We start from the raw sequence: 22,142 nt of genomic DNA on the forward strand, positions 1-22,142 counted from the left end.
TGCTGTGCGGTGATGAACGAAGACAATTCCGATATTGCCAGCCTGAGCTTTGAAGACGCGCTGCGCGCCTTGGAAGATATCGTGCGCAAGCTTGAGGGCGGGGAAGTGCCGCTCGACAGTTCGATCGCGCTCTATGAGCGGGGTGAGAAACTGCGTCAGCACTGCCAAGCGCGGCTTGATGCTGCCCAACTCAAGATCGAACAGATCATCGCTGGGAGCGATGGCCAGGCCACCGGGACGCGGCCGTTCGATGCGGAAGCCGGCCGCTGAGACCGTGACAGCCACGGCGACGCCCCTGCTGGCCCAGGCCATCCGGGACATCGGCAGCGACGTTGCTGCCCTGTTTGACGCGCTCTTGCCCGTGCCAGCCGATCCCCGCGCGCGATTGGTTGAGGCCATGCGCTATGCCGTGCTGGGCGGCGGCAAGCGCCTCCGCCCGCTGCTGGTGACGGCGACCGCGGCGCTATACGGGGTGGACCGCGCCGTTGCTGTGCGGGTGGGCTGCGCGATCGAGGCGATCCACGTTTATTCGCTGGTCCATGATGATCTGCCGTGCATGGACAACGACGCCTTGCGCCATGGCAAGCCAACCACGCACCTTGCCTTTGATGAGGCAACGGCGGTTTTGGCCGGCGATGCTCTGCATGACTTCGCATTTGAGATCTTGGCCGATCCTGCGAGCGGCGGTGATCCATTCGTGCGCGCCGAGCTGCTTCAGGTGCTGGCAACGGCCAGCGGGTGGAACGGCATGGCCGGCGGCCAGATGATGGACATCGTTGCCGAAACCACCACCTTCGACTTGCACACGATCACCAAGCTCCAGCAGCTCAAGACCGGGGCCCTGTTGGGCGCTTCGGTTGAGCTTGGGGCGGTGCTGGGGCGCGTGCCGGCAGAAGGGCGCGGGCATTTGCGGGCCTATGCCCGCGATATCGGCCTGGCCTTCCAGATCGCGGACGATTTGCTGGACCACGAAGGCGATGCCGAAAAGGCCGGCAAGGCTGTGGGCAAGGATGCTGCGGCCGGCAAGGCCACCTTTGTCTCGCTGCTTGGGCCAGACCGTGCGCGTGAACAGGCACGGATGCTGGTGGATCAAGCCATTGCACATCTTGCCCAGCATGGGCCAGAGGCAGACCTGCTGCGTGATCTCGCGCGGTTCATTGTGGAGAGGGACCACTGATGGAACGGGTTGGGGTATATCCGGGAACGTTCGATCCGATCACGCTGGGTCACATGGACATCATTGCCCGCGGAGCGAAGCTGGTTGACCGGCTGATCATCGGCGTCACCACCAATATCGCGAAATCACCGATGTTTTCCGATCCAGAGCGGATTGCGATGGTGAAGCGTGAAGTCGCCAACCTGGGGGTGACCAATATCGAAGTGGTCGGGTTCAACTCGCTGCTGATGGATTTCGCCGAAAGCCAGGGTGCATCGGTGGTGATCCGCGGGATCCGCGGCGTCACGGACTTTGAGTACGAGTACCAGCTGACGGGCATGAACCGCCAGCTCAACGCCCGGGTAGAAACCATCTTCCTGATGGCCGATGTCTCGCTTCAGCCGATCGCTTCGCGCCTGGTGAAGGAGATCGCGGTCTATGGCGGTGATATTTCCAAATTTGTGACACCGACCGTATGTGCCGATGTCCTTACGCAAATCGGCAAGGCGGGTGTTCCCCGCGGTTCATAGTCTGCGGCTGTTCATTGCCACGACAGACTGACGCGGCTATCCCGCACTCGTAATTGCGTCCCTCCAGTTTTTGAGACCAAACTCTGATGATCCGAGCCAAGCTTTCCGCCGTTGCCCTGGGCCTTGCCCTGCTTGCCGTACCCAGCCTGGCGCAGGACAAGTCGCAGCCAGCCCCGGCCGCACCGACGTTGAGTGCCGTGATCAATCCGGACCCGGCGTTTGAGCCAGAGAATATTCTGGCCCTGGACCTGTCGAACGGCGGCCGCGTGCTGATCCGTTTGATGCCGCAGTGGGCCCCCGGCCATGTCGAGCGGATCAAGACTCTGGCTGCCCAGGGCTTTTACAACGGGATCATCTTCCACCGCGTGATCGATGGCTTCATGGCCCAGACGGGGGACCCGACGGGTACCGGGCAGGGCGGGTCGGCGCTGCCGGACCTCAAGGCAGAGTTCAATTTTATCCCGCACGTGCGGGGTTCGGTCTCGATGGCTCGCACGGACCAGCCGGACTCGGCGAACAGCCAGTTCTTCATCGTGTTCTATCCGCGGTTCGCGCTGGACCATCGCTATACCAACTTTGGCCGCGTGATTGCGGGCATGGACTATGTCGATGTGATCGAACGCGGTGAACCGCCGGCGAACCCGACCAAGATCGTGCAGGCATCGATGCTGAGCGAAGGCAAGCCGCGCCCGGCCGTGCCGGTTTCGTCCGCGCCAACCGCGATCTCGGCCGACATGTTGAGCCAATCCAAGTCGAACTGAGCCCAATGGCAGGCTTGACCGTGGGCCGGGTCCGGTTAGGGCGCGGCCATGCGCGTTGACCTGTTTGATTTCGACCTTCCGACTGAACGGATCGCCCTGCGCCCGGCGCGCCCGCGCGATGCGTCGCGGCTGCTGTTCGTGCCGGGGCAGGGGGACTTTGCCGATCAAGGCGTGCTGGATCTGCCCGGCTTGCTGGAACCTGGCGATGTCCTGGTCTTCAACGACACCCGCGTCATTCCCGCTCAGCTCGAAGGCTATCGCGGCGCCGCCCGGATCGGCGCGACACTGCACAAGCGGATCGATCTGCGCCGCTGGCAGGCCTTTGTCCGCAATGCCAAGCGGCTAAAGGTGGGAGACCTGATCGAATTTGCCGCCGGGGTTCGCGCGAGCGCAGAAGAACGCCATGCCGACGGAAGCTGGACCCTGGCCTTTGCGGGTGACGAGCCAGTCGAAGTCCTGCTTGATCGTGCGGGTCAAGTCCCGCTACCGCCCTATATCGCCGGCAAGCGCGCGATCGATGAGCAGGACAAGTCCGACTACCAAACCATGTTTGCGGCCAAGGACGGCGCCGTTGCGGCGCCCACAGCGGCGCTTCACTTCACCCCGCGCCTGATGGATGCGCTGGCCGAGCGCGGCATCGGGCATGAAACGCTGACGCTGCATGTCGGGGCGGGAACCTTTCTGCCGGTCAAGGCCGATGATACGCAAGACCACCAGATGCACGCCGAATGGGGCGTGATCTCGGCCGAAACCGCGGCGCGGCTCAATGCGGTGCGGGCCCGCGGCAACCGGATTGTCGCGGTCGGCACAACCAGCCTGCGCCTGCTGGAAAGCGCAGCGGACGATGCCCGCGTGATCCATCCGTTTGAAGGTGATACCGCGATCTTCATCACCCCCGGCTACCGTTTCAAGGGGATCGACGCGCTGGTGACGAACTTCCACCTGCCCAAGTCCACCCTGTTCATGCTGGTTTCGGCACTGATGGGGCTGGACCGGATGCAGGCGGCCTATGCCCATGCCATCGCCAACGGATACCGGTTCTATTCTTACGGCGATTCCTCGCTGTTGCTGCCTGCCGCCGCGCGGTGATTTTGGACAAGACTTTCACCCTGCGCTGCGGCTAGCCTGCGTGGCGGAGGGACCGATGACCAGTCAGGCAGGCCAGGCGGCAATCGAGGCGCGGCTTGAACGCGCAGCCGAACAGCTGGGGGATCTGACCGCCCCTGTCATGGCGGAATACTATCGCCGTTTTCCTGAAGCCCGTGCCAGCTTTGCCCATCATGCCCCGCATGGACCGGAACGGCTGGAGGCTGAGATGGTGGGCAATACGCTTTACTACGTCATGACCTGGTTCCAGTCGCCGGTCGAGGCACGGATCTATTTCGATACCTCGGTCCCGCACCACCGCGTCGCGCTGGATGTGCCGCCGGATTGGTTCCGCGGGATGATCGATACGCTGATCGATGTGGTCGAAGCGGGCGTGCCGGCGGTCGATGCGGCCGAGCAGCAGGCCTGGGATGAAATGCGCGAAGCACTGGTCGGGCTGGTCGAGCGCAACCGTTTCGTCTAGCGGGGCGGCCATGACTGCGCCGCGCTTCCAGTTCGATATCCACGCCACCTATGGCAAGGCCCGCACCGGCACGATCCGGATGCGCCGGGGCGAGATCCGCACGCCCGCTTTCATGCCGGTTGGCACCGCCGCCACAGTGAAGGCGATGAAGCCCGAAAGCGTGCGCGCAACAGGCGCCGATATCCTGCTGGGCAATACCTATCACCTGATGCTGCGCCCCGGTGCGGAGCGGGTCGCGCGGCTGGGCGGCTTGCACAAGTTCATGAACTGGGATCGTCCGATCCTGACCGACAGCGGCGGCTACCAGGTGATGAGCCTGTCAGAGCTGCGCAAGATCACCGAAGACGGGGTGACGTTCAAAAGCCACCTTGATGGCAGCCGCCATCTGCTCACGCCCGAACGCTCGATGGAAATCCAGCGCCTGCTGGGCAGCGATATCGTCATGGCCTTTGATGAATGCCCGCGCGCCGATGCGCCGTATGAGACGATTGCCCAATCGATGCGGATGTCGATGCGTTGGGCGGCGCGCAGCCGCGCCGGGTTCGATAGCGGGGAGGAACATGCGGAGCGATCTGCCCTGTTCGGTATCCAGCAGGGCGCACTTAACGAAGACCTGCGCCGCGAAAGCGCCCAGGCACTGCAGGACATTGGCTTCGATGGCTATGCCATCGGCGGCCTGGCCGTGGGCGAGGGGCAGGAGGCGATGTTTGCCACGCTCGATTTCGCGCCCGGAATGCTGCCCGCAGACCGTCCGCGTTACCTGATGGGGGTGGGCAAGCCCGATGACCTCGTCGGCGCGGTGGAGCGCGGGGTCGACATGTTTGACTGTGTCCTGCCCAGCCGCTCAGGCCGCAACGGGCAGGGCTTTACCTGGAACGGCCCGGTCAACCTGCGCAATGCCAGGCATGCCGAAGACACTGCGCCGCTGGATGGGCGCTGCCCGGGGGATTGCTGCACCAAGTACAGCCGCGCCTACCTGCATCACCTGCACAAGAGCGGCGAGATCCTGGGCGCCATGCTGCTGACCGAGCATAACCTGACCTTCTACCAGCAGCTGATGGCCGCAATGCGCGCCGCGATTGCCGAAGGGCGCTTTGCCGCGTTTGCCGCGCAGTTCCGGGCGGATTACCACGGCGGGTAATCACGCATACGAATACCTCTTCGTACTCGGCTGCACGGGTGCTGCACATCGCGTTAGACGGGGCGCTCAAGCAGTCTGGGAGAGGCGATGATGCGGAATGGATGGATTGGCAGCGCTGTGGCGCTGATGCTGGCGGCAAGCCCCATTGCGGCCAGCGCGCAGCAACTGCCGCTGACCGAAGGCGTCAGCCAGGTTCGTCATCCCGAATGGTCCAAATCCGCCACGATCTATGAAGTGAATATTCGGCAATACACGCCGGAAGGCACGTTCAAGGCGTTTGAACCGCACCTGCCGCGCCTGCGCAAGATGGGCGTGGACGTGCTGTGGATCATGCCGATCAATCCGATCAGCAAGAAGCTGCGCAAGGGCTCGCTTGGCAGCTATTACGCGGTGAGCGACTATTACGCGGTCAATCCGGAATACGGCACCCTGGCCGATTTCAAGCACCTGGTCGATGCTGCGCACAAACAGGGCTTCAAGGTGATCCTCGATTGGGTCGCCAATCACACCGGCTGGGACAATGTCTGGGTGGAGCAGCACCCCGACTGGTACCTGCGCAATGCCGCGGGTGAGCTGGAAGGCTATAATTACACCGATCTCAGCACCGGCAAGAAAGAGGTTTGGGCCGATGTCATCGGCCTTGATTACACCAAGCCGGCCGTGCGTCAGGGCATGATCGAGGCGATGAGCTATTGGGTGCGCGAGACCAATATCGATGGCTTCCGCTGCGATGTTGCCTGGACCCTGCCGGTGGCCTTCTGGGACGATGCCCGCGCCAAGCTGGATGCGATCAAGCCGGTATTCCTGCTGGCCGAAGCCGATACCCCAGAAATGCACCAGCGGGCCTTCGACATGACCTATGACTGGACGCTGTTCCACAAGCTGGTTGATATCGGCAAGGGGCGGGCCAATGCGCGCGATCTGGCGAGGCTCTATACCGAGCCGAAGCGGCGCTACCCGGCCGGTTCCTATCGCATGACCTTCACCAGCAACCACGATGAAAACTCGTGGCACGGGACAGAGCGAGAGCTTTATGGCGCCGGCGCCGATGCGATGGCCGTACTCGCCGCAACCCTGCCGGGCATGCCGCTGGTCTATAGCGGCCAGGAATCCGCCTTTGATCGCCGCCTCAAGTTCTTTGACAAGGACCAGATCGAGTGGGGCAGCTATTCCCGCTCAGAGTTTTACCGCCGCCTGCTGGCACTCAAGAAGAAGCACCCGGCGCTAACCAACAGCCACGAGCCCGGGAACATGGAGATCCTCGAAACCGGCAATGACCGGGTCTTCGCGTTCCGGCGAATTGCCGGGAAGGACAAGGTGCGGGTGGTGGTGAACCTCTCGGCCGAACCGGTAACGGTGCGCATTCCCGCCGGCAAGCCAATCAGCCTGAAGGGGTGGGGCTGGCGGATAGACTAGCCGTTGATAGCCGCATTCGGGCACTGACAAGCGCCCCGAATCGTCCTAGTCTCGCTCCAAAGAGACCAGGAGAGAGATGATGGCCACCGTCCTTGAAACCAAAACCAGTGCGAATGACGATCACGTCCGCGGTTCTGTGAGCGCGGAAGAGTGGGCGGTTCGCGTCGATCTGGCCGCGGCCTATCGGCTGGTGGCGCTCTATGGCTGGGATGACCTGATCTTTACGCACCTTTCGGTGCGCGTGCCGGGGCCGGAACACCACTTCCTGATCAATCCCTATGACATGATGTTTGAAGAGATCACCGCCAGCTCGCTGGTCAAGATCGATGTCGAGGGGCAACCGGTGATCCCGACCGCGCATCCGGTCAATCCGGCTGGCTTCACCATCCATTCGGCGCTGCACATGAACTGCGAGGATGCCCACGCGGTGATGCACCTGCACACGCCCGCCGGCCAGGCCGTCAGCGCCATGTCGGAAGGCCTGCTGCCGCACACCCAGACCGCGATGATCGCCAGCTCGGACATTGCCTATCACGACTATGAAGGCATCGCGACCGACCTTGATGAGCGCGAGCGGCTGGTTGCCGACATGGGCGACAAGCACGTCATGATTCTGCGCAACCACGGCACGCTGGCCATCGGCAAGACCGTGGGTGAATGCTTCCTGCGGCTCTATTTCCTGGAGCGCGCCTGCGATGCCCAGGTCAAGATGCTCTCGGCCGGGCGTGATGGCCTGAACAACCCCCCGCAGGGCACGCCGGAAAAGGTCAAGGAGCAGACCCCGCCAGCCGGCATGGGCATGATCGCCAACGGCCTCGCCTGGCCGGCACTGCTGCGCAAGCTGGACCGGATTGATCCCTCGTTCAGGAACTGAGGGGAGTCCTGCTGGGTTCGGCTGTCGATTTGATTTTATCCTGAAAATTTAAGTAGCTATAGCTTGGCTGCATGAATTTTCCGGGTTCTTTTCGCACGGCAAGTGCTAGGCCGATGGTATGGCTGTTCGCGCTGATGCTGTTCATCAGCGGGCCGGTTGTGGCCGATGAAGGTGATCCGATAATTGTGAGCGCGCCGTCGCGTAGTGAGGGAACGCTTAAGCAGCAGGTGAGCCAGTTTTCGCGCCAGGTTGCGGACATTACAGGTCAGGAGCAGTTCGCAAGGCGCGGCAGCACCTATTGCCCCAGGATCATCGGACTGCCTGATCCCTATCATCGCATCATTCTGACGAAGCTGGAACATGCCGCCAAGGCTACGCGGAAGGTTCGCGCCGGGCCTGCTGGCTGCCAACCCGATCTGTTTGTTATCTTCACATCGGATTCGGCCGGCCTGCTCAAACAGATTCAACTTGGGAATCCGGGGTTCGTTCGTCGGCTCCAATCCGATGCGAAGGCGCGGCAGCTTCACGCCCGGGCGCCTGTGAAGTGGTGGTACGATACTGCGCTGATCGGTGTCGATGGGGAGCCTGTGATCGATGGTGCGACCTATCGCACCAATGCGAGCCTGATTTCCTCTGGAATCGCCATAACCTTGGCTTCGATAGTGGTCATCGTCGACGTTGGCCTATCCGACGGTTATCCGCTGGATTCGATCGCCAGCTACGTGGCAATGATCGCCTTTGCGCAGATCCAGGTTTCCGCTGGCCGGTTGGCCAAGGCTCCGTCGATTCTTGGCATTTTTGACCGCGTCTCGCCGCGCCTGGACGCGCTTCGTGAGTTGACCGTTTGGGACCGTGCCTACCTTCGGGCGCTCTATCGGATCCCGCCAGATCGGCCATTATGGCGACAGCGCGCTCGACTGAACGCAGCGATGGTCGAGGCGATCATGGAGGCAGAGCGCGCTGACCAATAGGACAATCGTGAACCCAAACAAAAAAGGGCGGCCCCGCGGGACCGCCCTTTTGCATTCGGCAGGGTCGAAACTTAGCGCGAATAGAATTCGACGACCAGGTTCGGTTCCATCTTCACCGGATAGGGCACTTCGTCCAGCGTCGGAACGCGGACGAAAGTGATCTTGTCGGTGCCGTCGGGCGCGACGTAGTCCGGGATTTCACGCTCGGCCAGGGTCTGGGCTTCGGCGATCAGGGCCATTTCCTTGGCCTTCTTGCCAAGGCTGACAACGTCGCCCGGGCGCACGCGGCGGCTGGCGATGTTGCACTTCACGCCGTTCACATAGATGTGGCCGTGCGAAACGATCTGGCGGGCCGAGAAGATCGTCGGCGCGAACTTGGCGCGGTACACAACCATGTCCAGGCGCTGTTCGAGCAGGCCGATCAGGTTCTGACCGGTATCGCCCTTCATCTTCGAAGCTTCCTGGTAGGTGCGCTTGAACTGCTTTTCGGTCACGTCGCCGTAGTAGCCCTTGAGCTTCTGCTTGGCGCGGAGCTGCAGGCCGAAGTCCGACATCTTGCCCTTGCGGCGCTGGCCGTGCTGGCCCGGGCCATAGGAGCGACGGTTGACCGAGCTCTTGGGACGACCCCAGATGTTTTCACCCATCCGGCGGTCAATTTTATACTTCGATGCATTGCGCTTCGACATGGCGCATCCTTCAATTTGCATGCCCTGGAACTGCCCGGGGCTTCTGGTCCGGAACCGCACCGCCCGGACTGTGCCGGACGCGACCACCGCTTCACCGGAGTGCGGGGTCAATTGCGAAGTGGCGCCCCTAGCCGTGCCCGGGGCGAATTTCAAGCGGAAATGAGCCCTATTCGGATTCGCGCGGCCCCTTGGCGAGGGTGGACAGCACCCCGCGCAGGGTGCGGACCTCCAAGTGGTTCCAGGCCGGCTTGGTCAACAGCCCGCGCAGGGTCCGCCGGGTCGCTGCGGCGCGGATGGCCGGGTGGTAATAGCCGCGGGGTTCCAGCATGGCTTCAAGCTGGGCAATCATCCCTTCCAGCTCATCCTGCGGGGCAGGGGGCAGCAGATCTTCCACCGTGGGCTGGGTCAGGCCGGCCTGCTTGGACCATTCATAGGCACAAAGAATCACCGCCTGGGCCAGGTTGAGTGAGCCGAATTCGGGATTGATCGGCACGGTCACGATCGTCCGGGCCAGGGCAACGTCATCAGTTTCCAGCCCCGATCGCTCGGGGCCAAAGACATAGGCGCTCCGTCCCGCCGCGCCGTGGATGGCGCGGGCGGCCTGTTCGGGATCGACCACGGGCTTGGTCACGCCGCGTTTGCGCACCGTTGTCGCATAGACATGGGCGCAATCGGCCACGGCCGCGGCCAGGCTGTCATAGACCCTGGCCTGTTCGAGCACGATGTCAGCCCCGGCCGCAGCCGGGCCAGCCGAGGGATTGGGCCAGCCATCGCGCGGGGTAACCAGGCGCAGGTCGGTGAGGCCAAAGTTCAGCATGGCCCGCGCCGCCTTGCCGATATTCTCGCCAAGTTGGGGCCGGACCAGCACGATGGCGGGCTGGTTAGTGCTTGGCGGCATCCTGCACCGCGCTGGCGAAGTCTTCGAAGTCCTTGGCCTCGCTGAAATCGCGATAGACCGAGGCAAAGCGGATATAGGCCACGCTGTCGAGCTGACGCAGCCCGTCCATCACCATTTCACCGATCTGCTTGGCGTTGACTTCGGCATCGCCCAGCGTTTCAACCTGGCGCTGGATGCCGGACACCAGCTGATCAAGCCGTTCCTGCGCAATTCCGCGCTTGCGGCAGGCGAGGGCGACGGACTGTTCGATCTTGGCGCGGTCAAACGGCTCGCGCTTGTCACCCGATTTGACCACGGTGATCTCACGCAACTGCACGCGTTCGAACGTGGTGAAGCGCGCACCACAGCCTTCACATTGCCGGCGGCGCCGGATCGCGGTGTTGTCCTCGGTGGGCCGCGAATCCTTTACCTGGCTGTTGTCATTGGCACAAAAGGGACAACGCATGCGTTAGGGGCGCAGTCGCTTGTACAGCATGAACCCGGCACCGGCGATCAGGCCGACCGGCAGCGACAGGACCGGGAGCAACGCCCCGGCTACCGCGCCAACGGCTGCTCCGGTCAACACCGGCTTGGTTGAGGGATGAGCCATCCCTTCCTTGCCCATGCCGATGATTTCTTCCTTGGCGTCCTGCAGCAGATTGTCGCTCATGGCTTACAACTCCGGATAGATCGGGAAGCGGGCGCAGAGCTCTTCCACCTGTCCGCGGACACGGGCTTCGATCTGGCCATCCCCTTCGTCGCCGTTACGCGCCATGCCGTCAACCACTTCGGCGATCAGCGCGCCGACCTGACGGAATTCTTCCTCGCCAAATCCGCGCGTCGTCCCGGCGGGCGTGCCGAGCCGGATGCCCGAGGTGACGAAGGGCGAGCGCTTGTCAAACGGGATGCCGTTCTTGTTGCAGGTCAGCCAGGCGCGATCGAGGCCCTTTTCGGCCGCCTTGCCGGTTACGTCCTTAGCCGTCAGGTCGACCAGCATCAGGTGGTTGTCGGTCCCACCCGAAACGATCCGCAGGCCGTTCTGGGTCAGGCTCTCAGCCAGTGTGCGCGAATTCTTGACGATCTGCGCGGCATAGGCCTTGAATTCGGGCTTCAGCGCATCGGCAAAGGCCACGGCCTTGGCAGCGATCACATGGACCAGCGGGCCGCCCTGCATGCCAGGGAAGACCGCGGTGTTGAACTTCTTGGCCAGATCCTCGTCGTTGGTGAGGATGATGCCCGAACGCGGCCCGCGCAGGCTCTTGTGCGTGGTGCTGGTGACGACATGGGCATGCGGGAAGGGCGAGGGGTGTGCACCGCCCGCGACCAGGCCCGAGAAGTGGCTCATGTCGACCAGCAGCCAGGCGCCCACGGCATCGGCGATTTCGCGGAACTTCTGGAAATCCCAGACCCGCGAATAGGCCGTTCCGCCCGCGATGATCAGCTTGGGCTTGTGCTCATGGGCCAGGCGCTCAACCTCGGCCATATCGAGCATCTCATCCTCGGCGCGCACGCCATAGGGGATCGGCTTGAACCACTTGCCGCTCATGTTGACCGGCGAACCGTGGGTCAGGTGCCCGCCGGAATTGAGGTCCAGCCCCATAAAGCTGTCACCCGGCTGCAGCAGGGCCAGGAACACGGCCTGGTTCATCTGGCTGCCCGAATTGGGCTGAACGTTGGCGAACTGGCAGCCGAACAGCGCCTTGGCGCGTTCGATCGCCAGGTTTTCCACCACGTCGGCATATTCGCAGCCGCCGTAATAGCGCTTGCCCGGATAGCCCTCGGCATATTTGTTGGTGAAGACCGATCCGGTCGCTTCCAGCACGGCGAGCGAAGTGATGTTTTCGCTGGCGATCAGTTCGATCTTGGTTTGCTGGCGATGCAGTTCCGAACGGATTGCGGCGTAAACTTCAGGGTCGGCGCTGGCCAGGTGCTCGGTGAAGAAGCCGGCAGAGCGGATCGCGGGAGTGGTGGTCACGGGGATGTTCCTCAGGCGGACGGATTGGAGAGCTTGTCGACACGGCCAGCGTGGCGGCCGCCACCGAACTCGGTCGAGAGAAAAGCGTCAAGACAGGCTTTGGCCATGTCGCTGCCGGTCAGGCGCGCGCCCATGGCGATGACATTGGCGTCGTTGTGTTCGCGGGCCAGTGCGGCTGAAAGTGGCTCGGAGACCAGCGCTGCCCGGCACGCCGGGTGGCGATTGACGGCAATCGAAATGCCAATGCCCGATCCGCACAGCGCCACGCCGCGTTCCACCGTGCCATCGGCGACGACCGATGCCAGCAGATAGCCATAGTCGGGATAGTCAACGCGGTCGGCCGTTTCGGGGCCGAGATCGGCCACTTCATGGCCCAGTTCGATCAGGTATTCGCGCAGTTCGGCCTTCAGGTCGAAAGCAGCGTGATCAGATGCGATCGCAATGCGCATGGCACACCATAGGGTTAGTGGGGGTGCCCAGACGAGCGGCAACTACGTTTCACGCTCCCCGGCGGTGATCCGCCTGACTCGTCAGTTACGTGAACGAGGCCGGTATAGGCATTGGCGACGGGAACCGCAAGCCGGGCCCCGCCGCCAATTGCATCATTGATCCAGGAACGAGCGCATCTTGCGCGACCGGCTCGGGTGCTTGAGCTTGCGCAGCGCCTTGGCCTCGATCTGGCGGATACGTTCGCGCGTCACCGAGAACTGCTGGCCGACTTCTTCCAGCGTATGGTCGGTGTTCATGCCGATGCCGAAGCGCATGCGCAGCACGCGTTCCTCACGCGGGGTCAGGCTGGCCAGGACCCGGGTTACCGTTTCCTTGAGGTTAGCCTGGATCGCCGCATCGACCGGGATGATCGCGTTCTTGTCCTCAATGAAATCGCCCAGGTGCGAATCTTCCTCGTCGCCAATCGGCGTTTCGAGGCTGATCGGCTCCTTGGCGATCTTCATCACCTTGCGCACCTTTTCGAGCGGCATCGAAAGACGCTCGGCCATTTCCTCGGGCGTGGGCTCGCGGCCCTGCTCGTGCAGGAATTGGCGTGAGGTGCGGACCAGCTTGTTGATCGTTTCGATCATGTGGACCGGGATACGGATCGTGCGGGCCTGGTCGGCGATCGAACGGGTGATCGCCTGTCGGATCCACCAGGTGGCATAGGTGCTGAACTTATAGCCGCGGCGGTATTCGAACTTGTCGACCGCCTTCATCAGGCCGATGTTCCCTTCCTGGATCAGGTCAAGGAACTGCAAGCCGCGGTTGGTGTACTTCTTGGCGATCGAGATCACGAGCCGCAGGTTCGCCTCAACCATTTCCTTCTTGGCGATGCGCGCTTCGCGCTCACCCTTCTGGACCATGTTCACGATCCGGCGGAATTCGTTGAGGCTCATGCCCGTGGCCGAAGCGATGTCGGCGATTTCGGCACGGATGCGCTCAACCGCGTCGGCCTCGTTCTCGGCGAAGGCGGCCCACTTCTTGTCCTTGCCGGCCATCGCCTGAAGCCAGCCATCGTCCAGCTCGTGGCCGACGTAGCAATCCAGGAAGTCCTTCCGGTTGACCTTATGACGCTCAGCCAAACGCAGCATCTGGCCGCCCAGAGCGGTCAGGCGGCGGTTGAAGGCATAGAGGTTGTCGACCAGGTATTCGATCTTGGTCGCGTGGAACTGGACCGATTCGACCTGCGCAGTCAGATCTTCGCGCAGCTGCTGATAGGTCTTTTCCTTGGCGGCAGAGAAGACCCCGCCAGCGCCCATTACCTCAAGCCGTTCGGCCTGCAGCTTTTCAAACTTTTTGAAGAGCGCGGTAATTTCGGCAAACTTTTCAAGCGCGTGCGGCTTGAGCTGGGCTTCCATCTGCGCGAGGCTGAGGGTGTTATCCTCTTCCTCTTCCTCAACCGGGCGACGGGCGCGGCGCTCGATGCCGTCCTCATCCTCGTCGTCGGCCGATTCCTCTTCCTCGATATCCTCTTCCTCCTTGTAGGAGGGGCCAGCCGTTGCTTCGGAGATTTCTCCGTCGCCTTCAGCTTCACCGTCTTCGGAAAGGGCTTCCGGTGCGGGTTCCTTTGAGAGCATGGCATCGAGATCAAGGATCTCGCGCAGCTGCATTTCCTCATTGTTGAGGGCTTCGGACCACTGGATGATGGCGTGGAAGGTGATCGGGCTTTCGCAGAGGCCCAGAATCATCGTGTCGCGACCGGCCTCGATCCGCTTGGCGATGGCGATTTCGCCTTCGCGGCTCAGCAGTTCGACCGCACCCATTTCGCGCAGGTACATGCGCACCGGGTCATCGGTCCGCTCGACCGTTTCCTTCTTTTTGATCAGGTCAGGGCGCTCAGCCATGCCGTCCGGCTGTTCGTCGATTTCCTCGACTTCCTTTTCGTCCGGATCGACCGCGTCCTCGTCGCTTTCGACGATATTGACGCCCATCTCGCTGATCGCGGCCATGATGTCCTCGATCTGCTCAGAGGTCATCTGGTCCTGCGGAAGGGCTTCGTTCAGCTCGTCAACCGTGATCACCCCGCGCCGCTTGGCACGGGCGATCAGCTTTTTGATCGAGGCTTCATTGAGATCGATCAGCGGAGCGTCGCCGCCCTCATTACCGCTGCCGATGTTATCGTCTTCGTCCATCAGTCCGCCATTGGTTTGGCAGGGGAAGGTTACGCCGCCCCCGCTCGCGCGCTGGCCATTTGCCGCAAGCGCGCATCGAATTCCAGTTTTCTCTTCAACAGCCGTTGCTGTTCAGCATAGGCCCCCTCGGAAAGGTCGCTTTCAAAGCGCTTTGTCGCCGCATCAAGAGCCGCTTCCAGCGCCGGTCGTTCAACCAGCAGGCCGATTGCCTGAGCAAGTTCGGCGCGGGCCTGATCCGGCGGAATAGCGTCGGCCAGGAAGCCAAAGCGCATCGCGGCATATTCCTCGGGCGTCGGGGCAGCCATACCCCGCTGAGCCAATATGGGTTCCATCGTGTCCTTTTCAAGCGTCGCCGCCGAGTCGGCCGCATCGAGCAACACATCGAACCGCGGGTCAGCCAGACCGGCCTGGCCCAGCGCTTCGGCATGGCGGTGGATCTGGTCGGGGAAGCGCAACAATCCAGAGAGGATCGCTGCTGACAGGGCATCGCGGGGTGGGGCGCGGCGGGCGGCCACGCGCGAACGCGTGGGGGCGGGGCCCTTGCGCCAATCGCCGCTTTCACGCCGGGGAAAGGCAAAGGCAGAGAACCTCTCGCTCAATTCCCGCCGGTACAGCGACTGGATCTCACGATCGGCAATCGTCTCGACGTGGGCCATCAGCCGCGCTTTCAGCCCGGCCTTGTCCTCTGGTGTGGCGAGCGGCGCGGCATCGCGCTCATGCTCCCACAGAACCTCGACCAGCGAGCGGGCATTCGCAAGCTGGAGCTCCATCGCCTTGGTGCCTTGCTGCTTGATCAGGTCATCAGGATCGAGACCGGGCGGCAAGCGGACGATCTTCAGCGAATGGGCCGGGCGGAGCAGCGGCAGTGCCCGAGTGATCGCCCGCATCGCCGCGCGTTGACCGGCGGCGTCTCCGTCGAAGCAGAGAATCGGGGTTTCAACCAGCCGCCACAGCAGTTCGATCTGCCGCTCGGTCAGCGCCGTGCCCAGCGGCGCGACGGCATCGGCTATTCCGGCAGCAGCCAGGGCGATCACGTCCATATAGCCTTCAACCACCACGATCCGCCCTGTCTGGCGGCTGGCAGGCCCGGCGCGGTGCAGGTTGTAAAGCGTGCGGCCCTTGTCGAACAAAGGCGTGTCGGGTGAGTTCAGGTACTTTGGCGCATCGGTCTTCTGCGCATCAAGGATGCGCCCGCCAAAGGCGATTACCCGCCCCCGGGCATCCTCGATCGGCAGCATCAGGCGGCCGCGGAACCGGTCATAGGGTTCCTTGTCCTCTACCGCGATGCGCAGGCCCGCTTCGATCAGCTTGGCCTCGGGAACATCCTTCAGCGCCGCTTTCATCGCCTGCCGCCCCTCGGGCGCATAGCCAAAGCCAAAGCGCTGTAGCGTGTGGGCATCGAACCCGCGCGTGACGAGATAGGCGCGGGCCTTTTCTCCCTCTGGCCCGGCCAGCTGTGCGACGAACCAGTCCTGCGCGGCCTTCATGACGTCATGCAGGGTATCGCGCTGCTCAGCCGCTCTGGCTGCCTGGGGATCCGGGGCAGGGACCTCCATCCCGGCTTCGCTCGCCAGTTCCTTAACCGCATCCATGAACGACAGGCCGCGCTGGTCGGTCATCCAGCGGATCACATCGCCATGCGCCCCGCAGCCAAAGCAGTGATAGAACCCTTTCTGGTCATTGACCGTGAAGCTTGGGTTCTTTTCGTTGTGAAACGGGCAACAGGCCTTGAATTCATGCCCCGCCTTGGTGAGCCGCGTCGTCCGGGAAATAACGCTGGAAAGCGTCACCCGGGCGCGGAGTTCATCAAGCCATTGGGGGGAGAGGGCCATGTGAAGTGTGGTGTCTCGTCTGCGGGCTGCGCCCTCCGCTCGACACGAACGGGAGGGTATTGGCTAGAACTGCTGAAGATTAATCCCCACCGCCGTTCGTGTCGAGCGAAGTCGAGACACCTTGGCGCGGCGGTGGCCCTATCCGCTCATGCGGCGCGCGGGCGAAGTAAGATACCCGGTTCCAATCTCGTTTTATCAAGGCTTCCTTCTTGGCGCGCGACCATTTGCCAACCTGCACCTCCGCTTCGATTGCTTCGATCCGGGTGGGGAAATCAGCGCACCAGGCGAGCTCGATCGGGCGGCGTTTGGTAGTGAAGGCACAATATCCGCCGTGGTGATGCTCGGCGATCCGCCGTTCGAGATCATCGGTGTGGCCGGTGTAGAACTTCCCGTCGGCACAGCGCAGGATGTAGCACCAGAAGGCCATCCTATCGTTGCGGTGTCTCGACTTCGCTCGACACGAACGGATGTTGGAAGGCGTTGAAACCCAATCCTCGTTCGTGTCGAGCGCAGGCCGAAGGCCGAAGTAGAGACACCAAACGCAGCCTCATCCCAGCGCAGCTTTAACGAGCCCACTGGCCTTGCCCATGTCCAGCTGCGTGCCGTGCTTGGCCTTGAGCGCGGCAACCACCTTGCCCATGTCCTTCATGCCTTCGGCGCCGGTCTCAGCAATGATCGCGGCGATGGCGGCCTGCACCTCATCGTCGCTCATCTGCTGCGGCAGGAATGTCTCAATCACCGCCAGCTCGGACTTTTCGACCTCGGCCAGTTCCTGGCGTCCGCCTTGTTCGTAGAGGGTGATCGATTCGCGGCGCTGCTTGGCCATCTTTTGCAGCACGTCGGTCACCACCACGTCATCATCGGGAACATTGGCGGCGGTGCGCAGTTCGATGTCCTTGTCCTTCAACTTGGCAAGGATGAGGCGAACGGCGGCCAGGCGGGTTTTGTCGCCGGCCTTCATCGACTCAATCTGGGCGGCCTTGATCGTATCTCTGAGCATTATCTTTCTCGGGATTGGGGAAAGAACCCGCCTAGCCGGAATTTTCGCGTTTTCCTAGGTTGACGCTAGGGTTCTTCCACTCTAGCGGCGGTGCCTTAGCGACATCGCTGGAACCCCTTTATTCGGAGCGCCTCTTCATGGCCGACGCCGCCTCTTCGCACGCACCCCAGCCACAGGGTGCGACGGGAGTCCTTGTGCTTGCTGATGGCACGGTCCTCTGGGGCCACGGCTTCGGCGCGGCTGGTGCCGCAGTGGGTGAGGTTTGCTTCAACACCGCGATGACCGGTTATCAGGAAGTGATGACCGATCCCAGCTATGCCGGGCAGGTCGTTACGTTCACGTTCCCGCACATCGGCAATGTCGGCGTGAACGAGGAAGACCTGGAAAGCCATGTCGATGGCGCGGTTGGCTGCGTGGTGCGCGAAGATGTGACCGCGCCCAGCAACTTCCGGTCGGAAGGCACCTTTGGCGATTGGCTGGCGGCCAAGGGCAAGATTGGCCTCGCCGGGATCGATACCCGCGCGCTGACCCGCCGCATCCGCCTTTCCGGAGCGCCCAACGCGGTCATCGCGCACGCGCCCGACGGCAAGTTTGACATTCCCGCGCTGATCAAGCGCGCGCGCGACTGGCCCGGGCTGGAAGGGATGGACCTGGCCCGCGTGGTCAGCCGCGAAGCGATCGAGAACTGGGAAGGCGGCGTCTGGTCGCTCGGCAAGGGTTATGCCCGTTCGCCGCATGACCAGCGCCCGCACGTGGTGGCGATCGATTACGGTGCGAAGGACAATATCTTCCGCAACCTGGTGAAGGCCGGGGCCAAGGTTACGGTTGTCCCCGCGCAGACGCCGCTGAGCGGAGTGCTGGCGCTGGAGCCGGACGGCGTGTTTCTTTCCAATGGTCCAGGTGATCCGGCTGCGACGGGCGCCTATGCCGTCCCGGTGATCCAGGGCCTGCTGGAGCGTGACGTGCCGATCTTCGGGATCTGCCTTGGTCACCAGATGCTGGCCATTGCCGCCGGCGCGAAGACCACCAAGATGCACCAGGGCCACCGCGGCGCCAACCATCCGGTCAAGCGGCTGGAAGACGGCGTGGTGGAAATCACCTCGATGAACCATGGCTTCGCGGTCGATAACACCGCGCTGCCCGACAATGTCGAGGAAACCCACGTTTCGCTGTTCGACGGCAGCAACTGCGGCATCGCGGTTCGGGGTAAGAAGGCCTTCGGGGTGCAATATCACCCAGAGGCTTCGCCCGGTCCGATGGACAGCTTTTACCTCTTCCAGAAATTCATCGAAGGCCTCGCCTGATGCCGAAGCGCACTGACATCTCCTCGATCCTCGTCATCGGCGCTGGCCCGATCATCATCGGCCAGGCCTGCGAGTTCGACTATTCCGGCACCCAGGCGATCAAGGCGCTGAAGGAAGAGGGGTACCGGGTGATCCTGGTCAACTCGAACCCGGCGACGATCATGACCGATCCGGAATTCGCCGACGCCACCTATATCGAGCCGATCACGCCCGAAATCGTCGCCCGGATCATCGAGAAGGAGCGGCCCGATGCCGTGCTGCCGACGATGGGCGGGCAGACCGCGCTTAACACCGCACTGGCGCTGTTCAACGATGGCACGCTGGAAAAGTTCGGCGTTAAAATGATCGGCGCCGATGCCGATGCGATCGACAAGGCCGAAGATCGCCAGCGTTTCCGCGAGGCGATGGACAAGATTGGGCTGGAATCGGCCCGCTCGGGCGTCGCCCACACGATCGAGGAAGCCTTTGCCGTACTCGAACGCACCGGCCTGCCTTCGATCATCCGCCCCAGCTTTACCCTGGGCGGCACGGGCGGTGGCGTGGCCTATAACAAGGCCGAGTTCGAGGCGATTGTCCGTTCCGGCCTGGATGCCAGCCCAACCACCGAGGTTCTGATCGAGGAATCGCTGCTCGGCTGGAAAGAGTATGAGATGGAAGTCGTCCGTGACCGGAACGACAACTGCATCATCATCTGCTCGATCGAGAACGTCGATCCAATGGGCGTGCACACCGGGGATTCGATCACCGTTGCACCGGCGCTGACGCTGACCGACAAGGAATACCAGATCATGCGCAACGCCAGCCTGGCGGTGCTGCGTGAAATTGGTGTGGAAACAGGGGGTTCGAACGTACAGTTCGCAGTTAACCCGAAGGATGGCCGCCTGATCGTGATCGAGATGAACCCGCGCGTTTCGCGGTCCTCGGCACTGGCCTCGAAGGCCACCGGCTTCCCGATTGCCCGCGTCGCCGCCAAGCTGGCGGTGGGCTATACGCTCGACGAGCTGACCAACGAGATCACCGGGGCCACCCCGGCGAGCTTCGAGCCGTCGATCGACTACGTCGTTACCAAGATCCCGCGCTTTGCCTTTGAAAAGTTCAAGGGCGCCGAACCGCTGCTGTCCACCGCGATGAAATCGGTGGGTGAGGTGATGGCGATTGGCCGCAACTTCAAGGAATCGATGCAAAAGGCGCTGCGCGGACTCGAAACCGGGCTCGATGGCTTCAACCGCGTGCTGCACCTTGAGGGCGCGGGCCGCGATGCGATGATCGCGGCGCTGTCAAAGCAGACCCCAGACCGGCTGCTGATCGTGGGCCAGGCCTTCCGCGAAGGCTTCACGGTCGATGAAGTCCACGCGATCACCCATTACGATCCCTGGTTCCTGCGCCACATCCACGAAATCATCGCCGAAGAAGCCGTGATCATGGAAAATGGTCTGCCGACCGATGCAGCTGGCCTGCGCCGGCTCAAGGCCATGGGCTTTTCCGACAAGCGCCTCGCGATCCTGGCGGTGCGCGGGATCCACGTGGCCGGCGGGCTTGGTGAAACCTCCGCGCGCCGCTCCGGCCTGCTCCACGATGCCCTGCGCGCCATGGCCGGGGCGACCAGCGAAGAGGAAGTGCGCGAGCTTCGCCAACGACTGGGCGTCCACCCGGTGTTCAAGCGGATCGACAGCTGCGCGGCCGAGTTTGAGGCGGTCACGCCCTATATGTACTCGACCTATGAAGGGCCCAGCTTTGGCGCTCCGGAATGCGAATCTGCGCCGTCCGGGGCCAGGAAGGTGGTTATTCTGGGCGGCGGTCCGAACCGGATCGGGCAGGGGATCGAGTTTGACTATTGCTGCGTCCACGCCTGCTTCGCGCTGGAAGAGGCCGGCTATGAAACGATCATGGTCAACTGCAACCCGGAAACGGTCAGCACGGACTATGACACCTCTGATCGCCTTTATTTTGAGCCGCTGACCGGTGAAGACGTGCTGGAAATCCTGCGCGTTGAAATGAGCAAGGGTGAACTGCTGGGCGTGATCGTCCAGTATGGCGGCCAGACCCCGCTCAAGCTGGCGCAGACACTGGAAGACAACGGCGTGCCGATCCTTGGCACGTCGCCCGATGCGATTGACCTGGCCGAAGACCGTGAACGCTTTGCCGCGCTGGTGAACAAGCTGGGGCTGAAGCAACCGGCCAATGGTATCGCCCGCAGCCGGGATGAGGCGGTCGCCGTGGCCAACCGCATCGGCTATCCGGTGCTGATGCGCCCCAGTTATGTCCTGGGTGGCCGGGCCATGGAAATCGTCGATTCCGAAGCCCAGCTGGATGATTACATCACCACCGCCGTGCAGGTTTCGGGCGATAGCCCGGTGCTGATCGACCAGTACCTGCGCGATGCGATCGAATGCGATGTCGATGCCCTGTGCGATGGTGATCAGGTCGTGGTTGCCGGGGTGATGCAGCATATCGAGGAAGCCGGGATCCACTCCGGCGATTCCGCCTGCACCCTGCCGCCCTATAGCTTGTCCGCCGAGATCGTGGCCGAGATGGAGCGTCAGGCCGATGCGCTGGCCATGGCGCTGGGTGTGCGCGGGCTGATGAATGTGCAGTTCGCGGTCAAGGATGGCGAGGTTTACCTGATCGAGGTCAATCCCCGCGCCAGCCGCACCGTGCCCTTTGTCGCCAAGGCAATCGGCCAGCCGGTCGCCAAGATCGCCGCGCGCGTCATGGCGGGCGAAAAGCTCAAGGACTTCCCGCCCTTCAAGCGTGAACTTGATTACATGGCGGTCAAGGAAGCGGTCTTCCCGTTCGCGCGCTTCCCAGGGGTTGATCCTGTGCTCAGTCCAGAGATGAAGTCTACCGGCGAAGTCATGGGAATCGATCGTAATTTTGCCACAGCCTTTGCCAAGGCGCAGCTGGGTGCCGGGATGGTCCTGCCGCAGGGCGGGGTGGTCTTCGTTTCGGTCAAGGATACCGACAAGCCGGTGATCCTGCCGGCGGTGCAGCAGCTCGTCAGTTTGGGCTTCACCATCATCGCCACCGGCGGAACCCAGCGATACCTGGCCGAAGCCGGCGTGCCGGTCGAAGCGGTCAACAAGGTGGCCGAAGGGCGACCGCATATCGTTGACCGGATTATCGATGGCGAAGTGGCGTTGATCTTCAACACCACCGAGGGTTGGCAGAGCCTGAAGGATTCGCAGTCGATCCGCGGTTCGGCGCTGACCGGCAAGGTGCCATACTTCACCACGGCGGCGGCATCCGTTGCCGCGGCGGAGGCAATTGCAGCTTTGCGGGGGGCGAAACTTGAAGTTCGCAGCCTGCAAGACTATTATGCTTGAGTAGATCGCGTTCTCCCCACATCGCGACCCCCAGGCCTGCAATCCCATCGGGATGCGGGGCAGGGTTCTAGTCGCTACGCGGGGCGGTCAGGAGAAAGAGGC

At 62.8% G+C, this 22,142-nt stretch carries 22 protein-coding genes and 1 riboswitch; of the genes, 12 read left to right on the plus strand and 10 right to left on the minus strand.

The window, feature by feature from the left end:
* Positions 1-12: 12 nt before the first annotated feature.
* The 10 genes from RQP55_RS01250 (at position 13) to RQP55_RS01295 (ending at position 8,419) form a co-directional block, all read left to right on the plus strand.
* A complete protein-coding gene (locus tag RQP55_RS01250; RefSeq protein ID WP_315608358.1) occupies positions 13-270 on the plus strand; it encodes an exodeoxyribonuclease VII small subunit in 258 nt (85 codons plus the stop codon).
* Positions 251-1,177, plus strand: coding sequence for a farnesyl diphosphate synthase (locus tag RQP55_RS01255; RefSeq protein WP_315608359.1), 927 nt, complete (start codon positions 251-253; stop codon positions 1,175-1,177). Before RQP55_RS01250 ends, RQP55_RS01255 begins: the two co-directional genes overlap by 20 nt.
* On the plus strand, positions 1,177-1,686 hold the full coding sequence (gene coaD / locus RQP55_RS01260) for a pantetheine-phosphate adenylyltransferase (RefSeq protein ID WP_315608360.1): 510 nt from the start codon (positions 1,177-1,179) through the stop codon (positions 1,684-1,686). The genes RQP55_RS01255 and coaD overlap by 1 nt, the downstream gene beginning before the upstream one ends.
* Before the next feature lie 86 nt (positions 1,687-1,772).
* On the plus strand, positions 1,773-2,447 hold the full coding sequence (locus RQP55_RS01265) for a peptidylprolyl isomerase (RefSeq protein ID WP_315608361.1): 675 nt from the start codon (positions 1,773-1,775) through the stop codon (positions 2,445-2,447).
* Between the two features lie 48 nt (positions 2,448-2,495).
* A complete protein-coding gene (gene queA, locus RQP55_RS01270) occupies positions 2,496-3,536 on the plus strand; it encodes a tRNA preQ1(34) S-adenosylmethionine ribosyltransferase-isomerase QueA (protein ID WP_315608362.1) in 1,041 nt (346 codons plus the stop codon).
* 55 nt (positions 3,537-3,591) lie between these two features.
* Positions 3,592-4,017, plus strand: coding sequence for a hypothetical protein (locus RQP55_RS01275; RefSeq protein WP_315608363.1), 426 nt, complete (start codon positions 3,592-3,594; stop codon positions 4,015-4,017).
* 10 nt (positions 4,018-4,027) lie between these two features.
* Positions 4,028-5,158: a tRNA guanosine(34) transglycosylase Tgt gene (gene tgt / locus RQP55_RS01280; protein WP_315608364.1), complete on the plus strand. Its 1,131-nt coding sequence runs from the start codon at positions 4,028-4,030 to the stop codon at positions 5,156-5,158.
* Positions 5,159-5,248: 90 nt separating this feature from the next.
* Positions 5,249-6,574: an alpha-amylase family glycosyl hydrolase gene (locus RQP55_RS01285; protein WP_315608365.1), complete on the plus strand. Its 1,326-nt coding sequence runs from the start codon at positions 5,249-5,251 to the stop codon at positions 6,572-6,574.
* Between the two features lie 79 nt (positions 6,575-6,653).
* Positions 6,654-7,448 carry a class II aldolase/adducin family protein gene (locus RQP55_RS01290; protein ID WP_315608366.1) on the plus strand — a complete coding sequence of 265 codons (795 nt, stop codon included), beginning with the start codon at positions 6,654-6,656 and terminating at the stop codon, positions 7,446-7,448.
* 113 nt (positions 7,449-7,561) lie between these two features.
* The gene (locus RQP55_RS01295) at positions 7,562-8,419 is read left to right on the plus strand and encodes a hypothetical protein (RefSeq protein WP_315608367.1); all 858 of its coding nucleotides are present in this window, start codon (positions 7,562-7,564) and stop codon (positions 8,417-8,419) included.
* Between the two features lie 71 nt (positions 8,420-8,490).
* Here the strand turns inward: RQP55_RS01295 and rpsD are convergent, their stop codons facing one another.
* The 10 genes from rpsD to RQP55_RS01345 all read right to left on the minus strand — a co-directional run bounded on the left by rpsD (position 8,491) and on the right by RQP55_RS01345 (position 17,413).
* Positions 8,491-9,105, minus strand: a complete 615-nt coding sequence (gene rpsD / locus RQP55_RS01300; RefSeq protein ID WP_315608368.1) for a 30S ribosomal protein S4 — start codon at positions 9,103-9,105, stop codon at positions 8,491-8,493.
* A gap of 166 nt (positions 9,106-9,271) precedes the next feature.
* Positions 9,272-10,003, minus strand: coding sequence for an RNA methyltransferase (locus RQP55_RS01305; RefSeq protein WP_315608369.1), 732 nt, complete (start codon positions 10,001-10,003; stop codon positions 9,272-9,274).
* On the minus strand, positions 9,987-10,448 hold the full coding sequence (gene nrdR, locus RQP55_RS01310) for a transcriptional regulator NrdR (protein ID WP_315608370.1): 462 nt from the start codon (positions 10,446-10,448) through the stop codon (positions 9,987-9,989). The genes RQP55_RS01305 and nrdR overlap by 17 nt, the downstream gene beginning before the upstream one ends.
* Positions 10,449-10,451: 3 nt before the next feature.
* Positions 10,452-10,652, minus strand: coding sequence for a hypothetical protein (locus RQP55_RS01315; RefSeq protein WP_315608371.1), 201 nt, complete (start codon positions 10,650-10,652; stop codon positions 10,452-10,454).
* A gap of 3 nt (positions 10,653-10,655) precedes the next feature.
* The gene (gene glyA, locus RQP55_RS01320) at positions 10,656-11,957 is read right to left on the minus strand and encodes a serine hydroxymethyltransferase (RefSeq protein ID WP_315608372.1); all 1,302 of its coding nucleotides are present in this window, start codon (positions 11,955-11,957) and stop codon (positions 10,656-10,658) included.
* Positions 11,958-11,968: 11 nt separating this feature from the next.
* On the minus strand, positions 11,969-12,406 hold the full coding sequence (rpiB, locus tag RQP55_RS01325) for a ribose 5-phosphate isomerase B (RefSeq protein ID WP_315608373.1): 438 nt from the start codon (positions 12,404-12,406) through the stop codon (positions 11,969-11,971).
* A gap of 18 nt (positions 12,407-12,424) precedes the next feature.
* Positions 12,425-12,505, minus strand: a riboswitch (ZMP/ZTP riboswitch).
* Between the two features lie 54 nt (positions 12,506-12,559).
* The gene (gene rpoD, locus RQP55_RS01330; protein WP_315608374.1) at positions 12,560-14,581 is read right to left on the minus strand and encodes an RNA polymerase sigma factor RpoD; all 2,022 of its coding nucleotides are present in this window, start codon (positions 14,579-14,581) and stop codon (positions 12,560-12,562) included.
* A 29-nt stretch (positions 14,582-14,610) separates the two neighbouring features.
* Positions 14,611-16,413 carry a DNA primase gene (gene dnaG, locus RQP55_RS01335; RefSeq protein WP_315608375.1) on the minus strand — a complete coding sequence of 601 codons (1,803 nt, stop codon included), beginning with the start codon at positions 16,411-16,413 and terminating at the stop codon, positions 14,611-14,613.
* Between the two features lie 79 nt (positions 16,414-16,492).
* Positions 16,493-16,840 carry a GIY-YIG nuclease family protein gene (locus tag RQP55_RS01340; protein WP_315608376.1) on the minus strand — a complete coding sequence of 116 codons (348 nt, stop codon included), beginning with the start codon at positions 16,838-16,840 and terminating at the stop codon, positions 16,493-16,495.
* Between the two features lie 120 nt (positions 16,841-16,960).
* Positions 16,961-17,413 carry a GatB/YqeY domain-containing protein gene (locus tag RQP55_RS01345; RefSeq protein ID WP_315608377.1) on the minus strand — a complete coding sequence of 151 codons (453 nt, stop codon included), beginning with the start codon at positions 17,411-17,413 and terminating at the stop codon, positions 16,961-16,963.
* Between the two features lie 137 nt (positions 17,414-17,550).
* Between RQP55_RS01345 and carA the strand changes: the two genes are divergently transcribed.
* Together carA and carB are read left to right on the plus strand one after the other, a co-directional pair.
* Complete coding sequence (gene carA, locus RQP55_RS01350) at positions 17,551-18,717, plus strand: glutamine-hydrolyzing carbamoyl-phosphate synthase small subunit (protein ID WP_315608378.1); 1,167 nt, start codon at positions 17,551-17,553, stop codon at positions 18,715-18,717.
* A complete protein-coding gene (carB, locus tag RQP55_RS01355; RefSeq protein WP_315608379.1) occupies positions 18,717-22,040 on the plus strand; it encodes a carbamoyl-phosphate synthase large subunit in 3,324 nt (1,107 codons plus the stop codon). Before carA ends, carB begins: the two co-directional genes overlap by 1 nt.
* Positions 22,041-22,142 lie beyond the last annotated feature (102 nt).

This window comes from Novosphingobium sp. APW14, from assembly GCF_032337075.1.
Lineage (GTDB): Bacteria > Pseudomonadota > Alphaproteobacteria > Sphingomonadales > Sphingomonadaceae > Novosphingobium.

Excerpts from the sequence above, each read along its gene's own strand:
- nrdR (WP_315608370.1), bottom strand. The coding sequence starts at position 10,448 with ATGCGTTGTCCCTTTTGTGCCAATGACAACAGCCAGGTAAAGGATTCG.
- rpoD (WP_315608374.1), bottom strand. The coding sequence starts at position 14,581 with ATGGACGAAGACGATAACATCGGCAGCGGTAATGAGGGCGGCGACGCT.
- RQP55_RS01345 (WP_315608377.1), bottom strand. The coding sequence starts at position 17,413 with ATGCTCAGAGATACGATCAAGGCCGCCCAGATTGAGTCGATGAAGGCC.
- RQP55_RS01305 (WP_315608369.1), bottom strand. The coding sequence starts at position 10,003 with ATGCCGCCAAGCACTAACCAGCCCGCCATCGTGCTGGTCCGGCCCCAA.
- RQP55_RS01315 (WP_315608371.1), bottom strand. The coding sequence starts at position 10,652 with ATGAGCGACAATCTGCTGCAGGACGCCAAGGAAGAAATCATCGGCATG.
- carA (WP_315608378.1), top strand. The coding sequence starts at position 17,551 with ATGGCCGACGCCGCCTCTTCGCACGCACCCCAGCCACAGGGTGCGACG.
- RQP55_RS01250 (WP_315608358.1), top strand. The coding sequence starts at position 13 with ATGAACGAAGACAATTCCGATATTGCCAGCCTGAGCTTTGAAGACGCG.
- RQP55_RS01295 (WP_315608367.1), top strand. The coding sequence starts at position 7,562 with ATGGTATGGCTGTTCGCGCTGATGCTGTTCATCAGCGGGCCGGTTGTG.
- tgt (WP_315608364.1), top strand. The coding sequence starts at position 4,028 with ATGACTGCGCCGCGCTTCCAGTTCGATATCCACGCCACCTATGGCAAG.
- carB (WP_315608379.1), top strand. The coding sequence starts at position 18,717 with ATGCCGAAGCGCACTGACATCTCCTCGATCCTCGTCATCGGCGCTGGC.
- dnaG (WP_315608375.1), bottom strand. The coding sequence starts at position 16,413 with ATGGCCCTCTCCCCCCAATGGCTTGATGAACTCCGCGCCCGGGTGACG.
- RQP55_RS01290 (WP_315608366.1), top strand. The coding sequence starts at position 6,654 with ATGGCCACCGTCCTTGAAACCAAAACCAGTGCGAATGACGATCACGTC.
- rpsD (WP_315608368.1), bottom strand. The coding sequence starts at position 9,105 with ATGTCGAAGCGCAATGCATCGAAGTATAAAATTGACCGCCGGATGGGT.
- RQP55_RS01285 (WP_315608365.1), top strand. The coding sequence starts at position 5,249 with ATGCGGAATGGATGGATTGGCAGCGCTGTGGCGCTGATGCTGGCGGCA.
- RQP55_RS01340 (WP_315608376.1), bottom strand. The coding sequence starts at position 16,840 with ATGGCCTTCTGGTGCTACATCCTGCGCTGTGCCGACGGGAAGTTCTAC.
- queA (WP_315608362.1), top strand. The coding sequence starts at position 2,496 with ATGCGCGTTGACCTGTTTGATTTCGACCTTCCGACTGAACGGATCGCC.
- coaD (WP_315608360.1), top strand. The coding sequence starts at position 1,177 with ATGGAACGGGTTGGGGTATATCCGGGAACGTTCGATCCGATCACGCTG.
- rpiB (WP_315608373.1), bottom strand. The coding sequence starts at position 12,406 with ATGCGCATTGCGATCGCATCTGATCACGCTGCTTTCGACCTGAAGGCC.
- RQP55_RS01275 (WP_315608363.1), top strand. The coding sequence starts at position 3,592 with ATGACCAGTCAGGCAGGCCAGGCGGCAATCGAGGCGCGGCTTGAACGC.
- RQP55_RS01265 (WP_315608361.1), top strand. The coding sequence starts at position 1,773 with ATGATCCGAGCCAAGCTTTCCGCCGTTGCCCTGGGCCTTGCCCTGCTT.
- RQP55_RS01255 (WP_315608359.1), top strand. The coding sequence starts at position 251 with ATGCGGAAGCCGGCCGCTGAGACCGTGACAGCCACGGCGACGCCCCTG.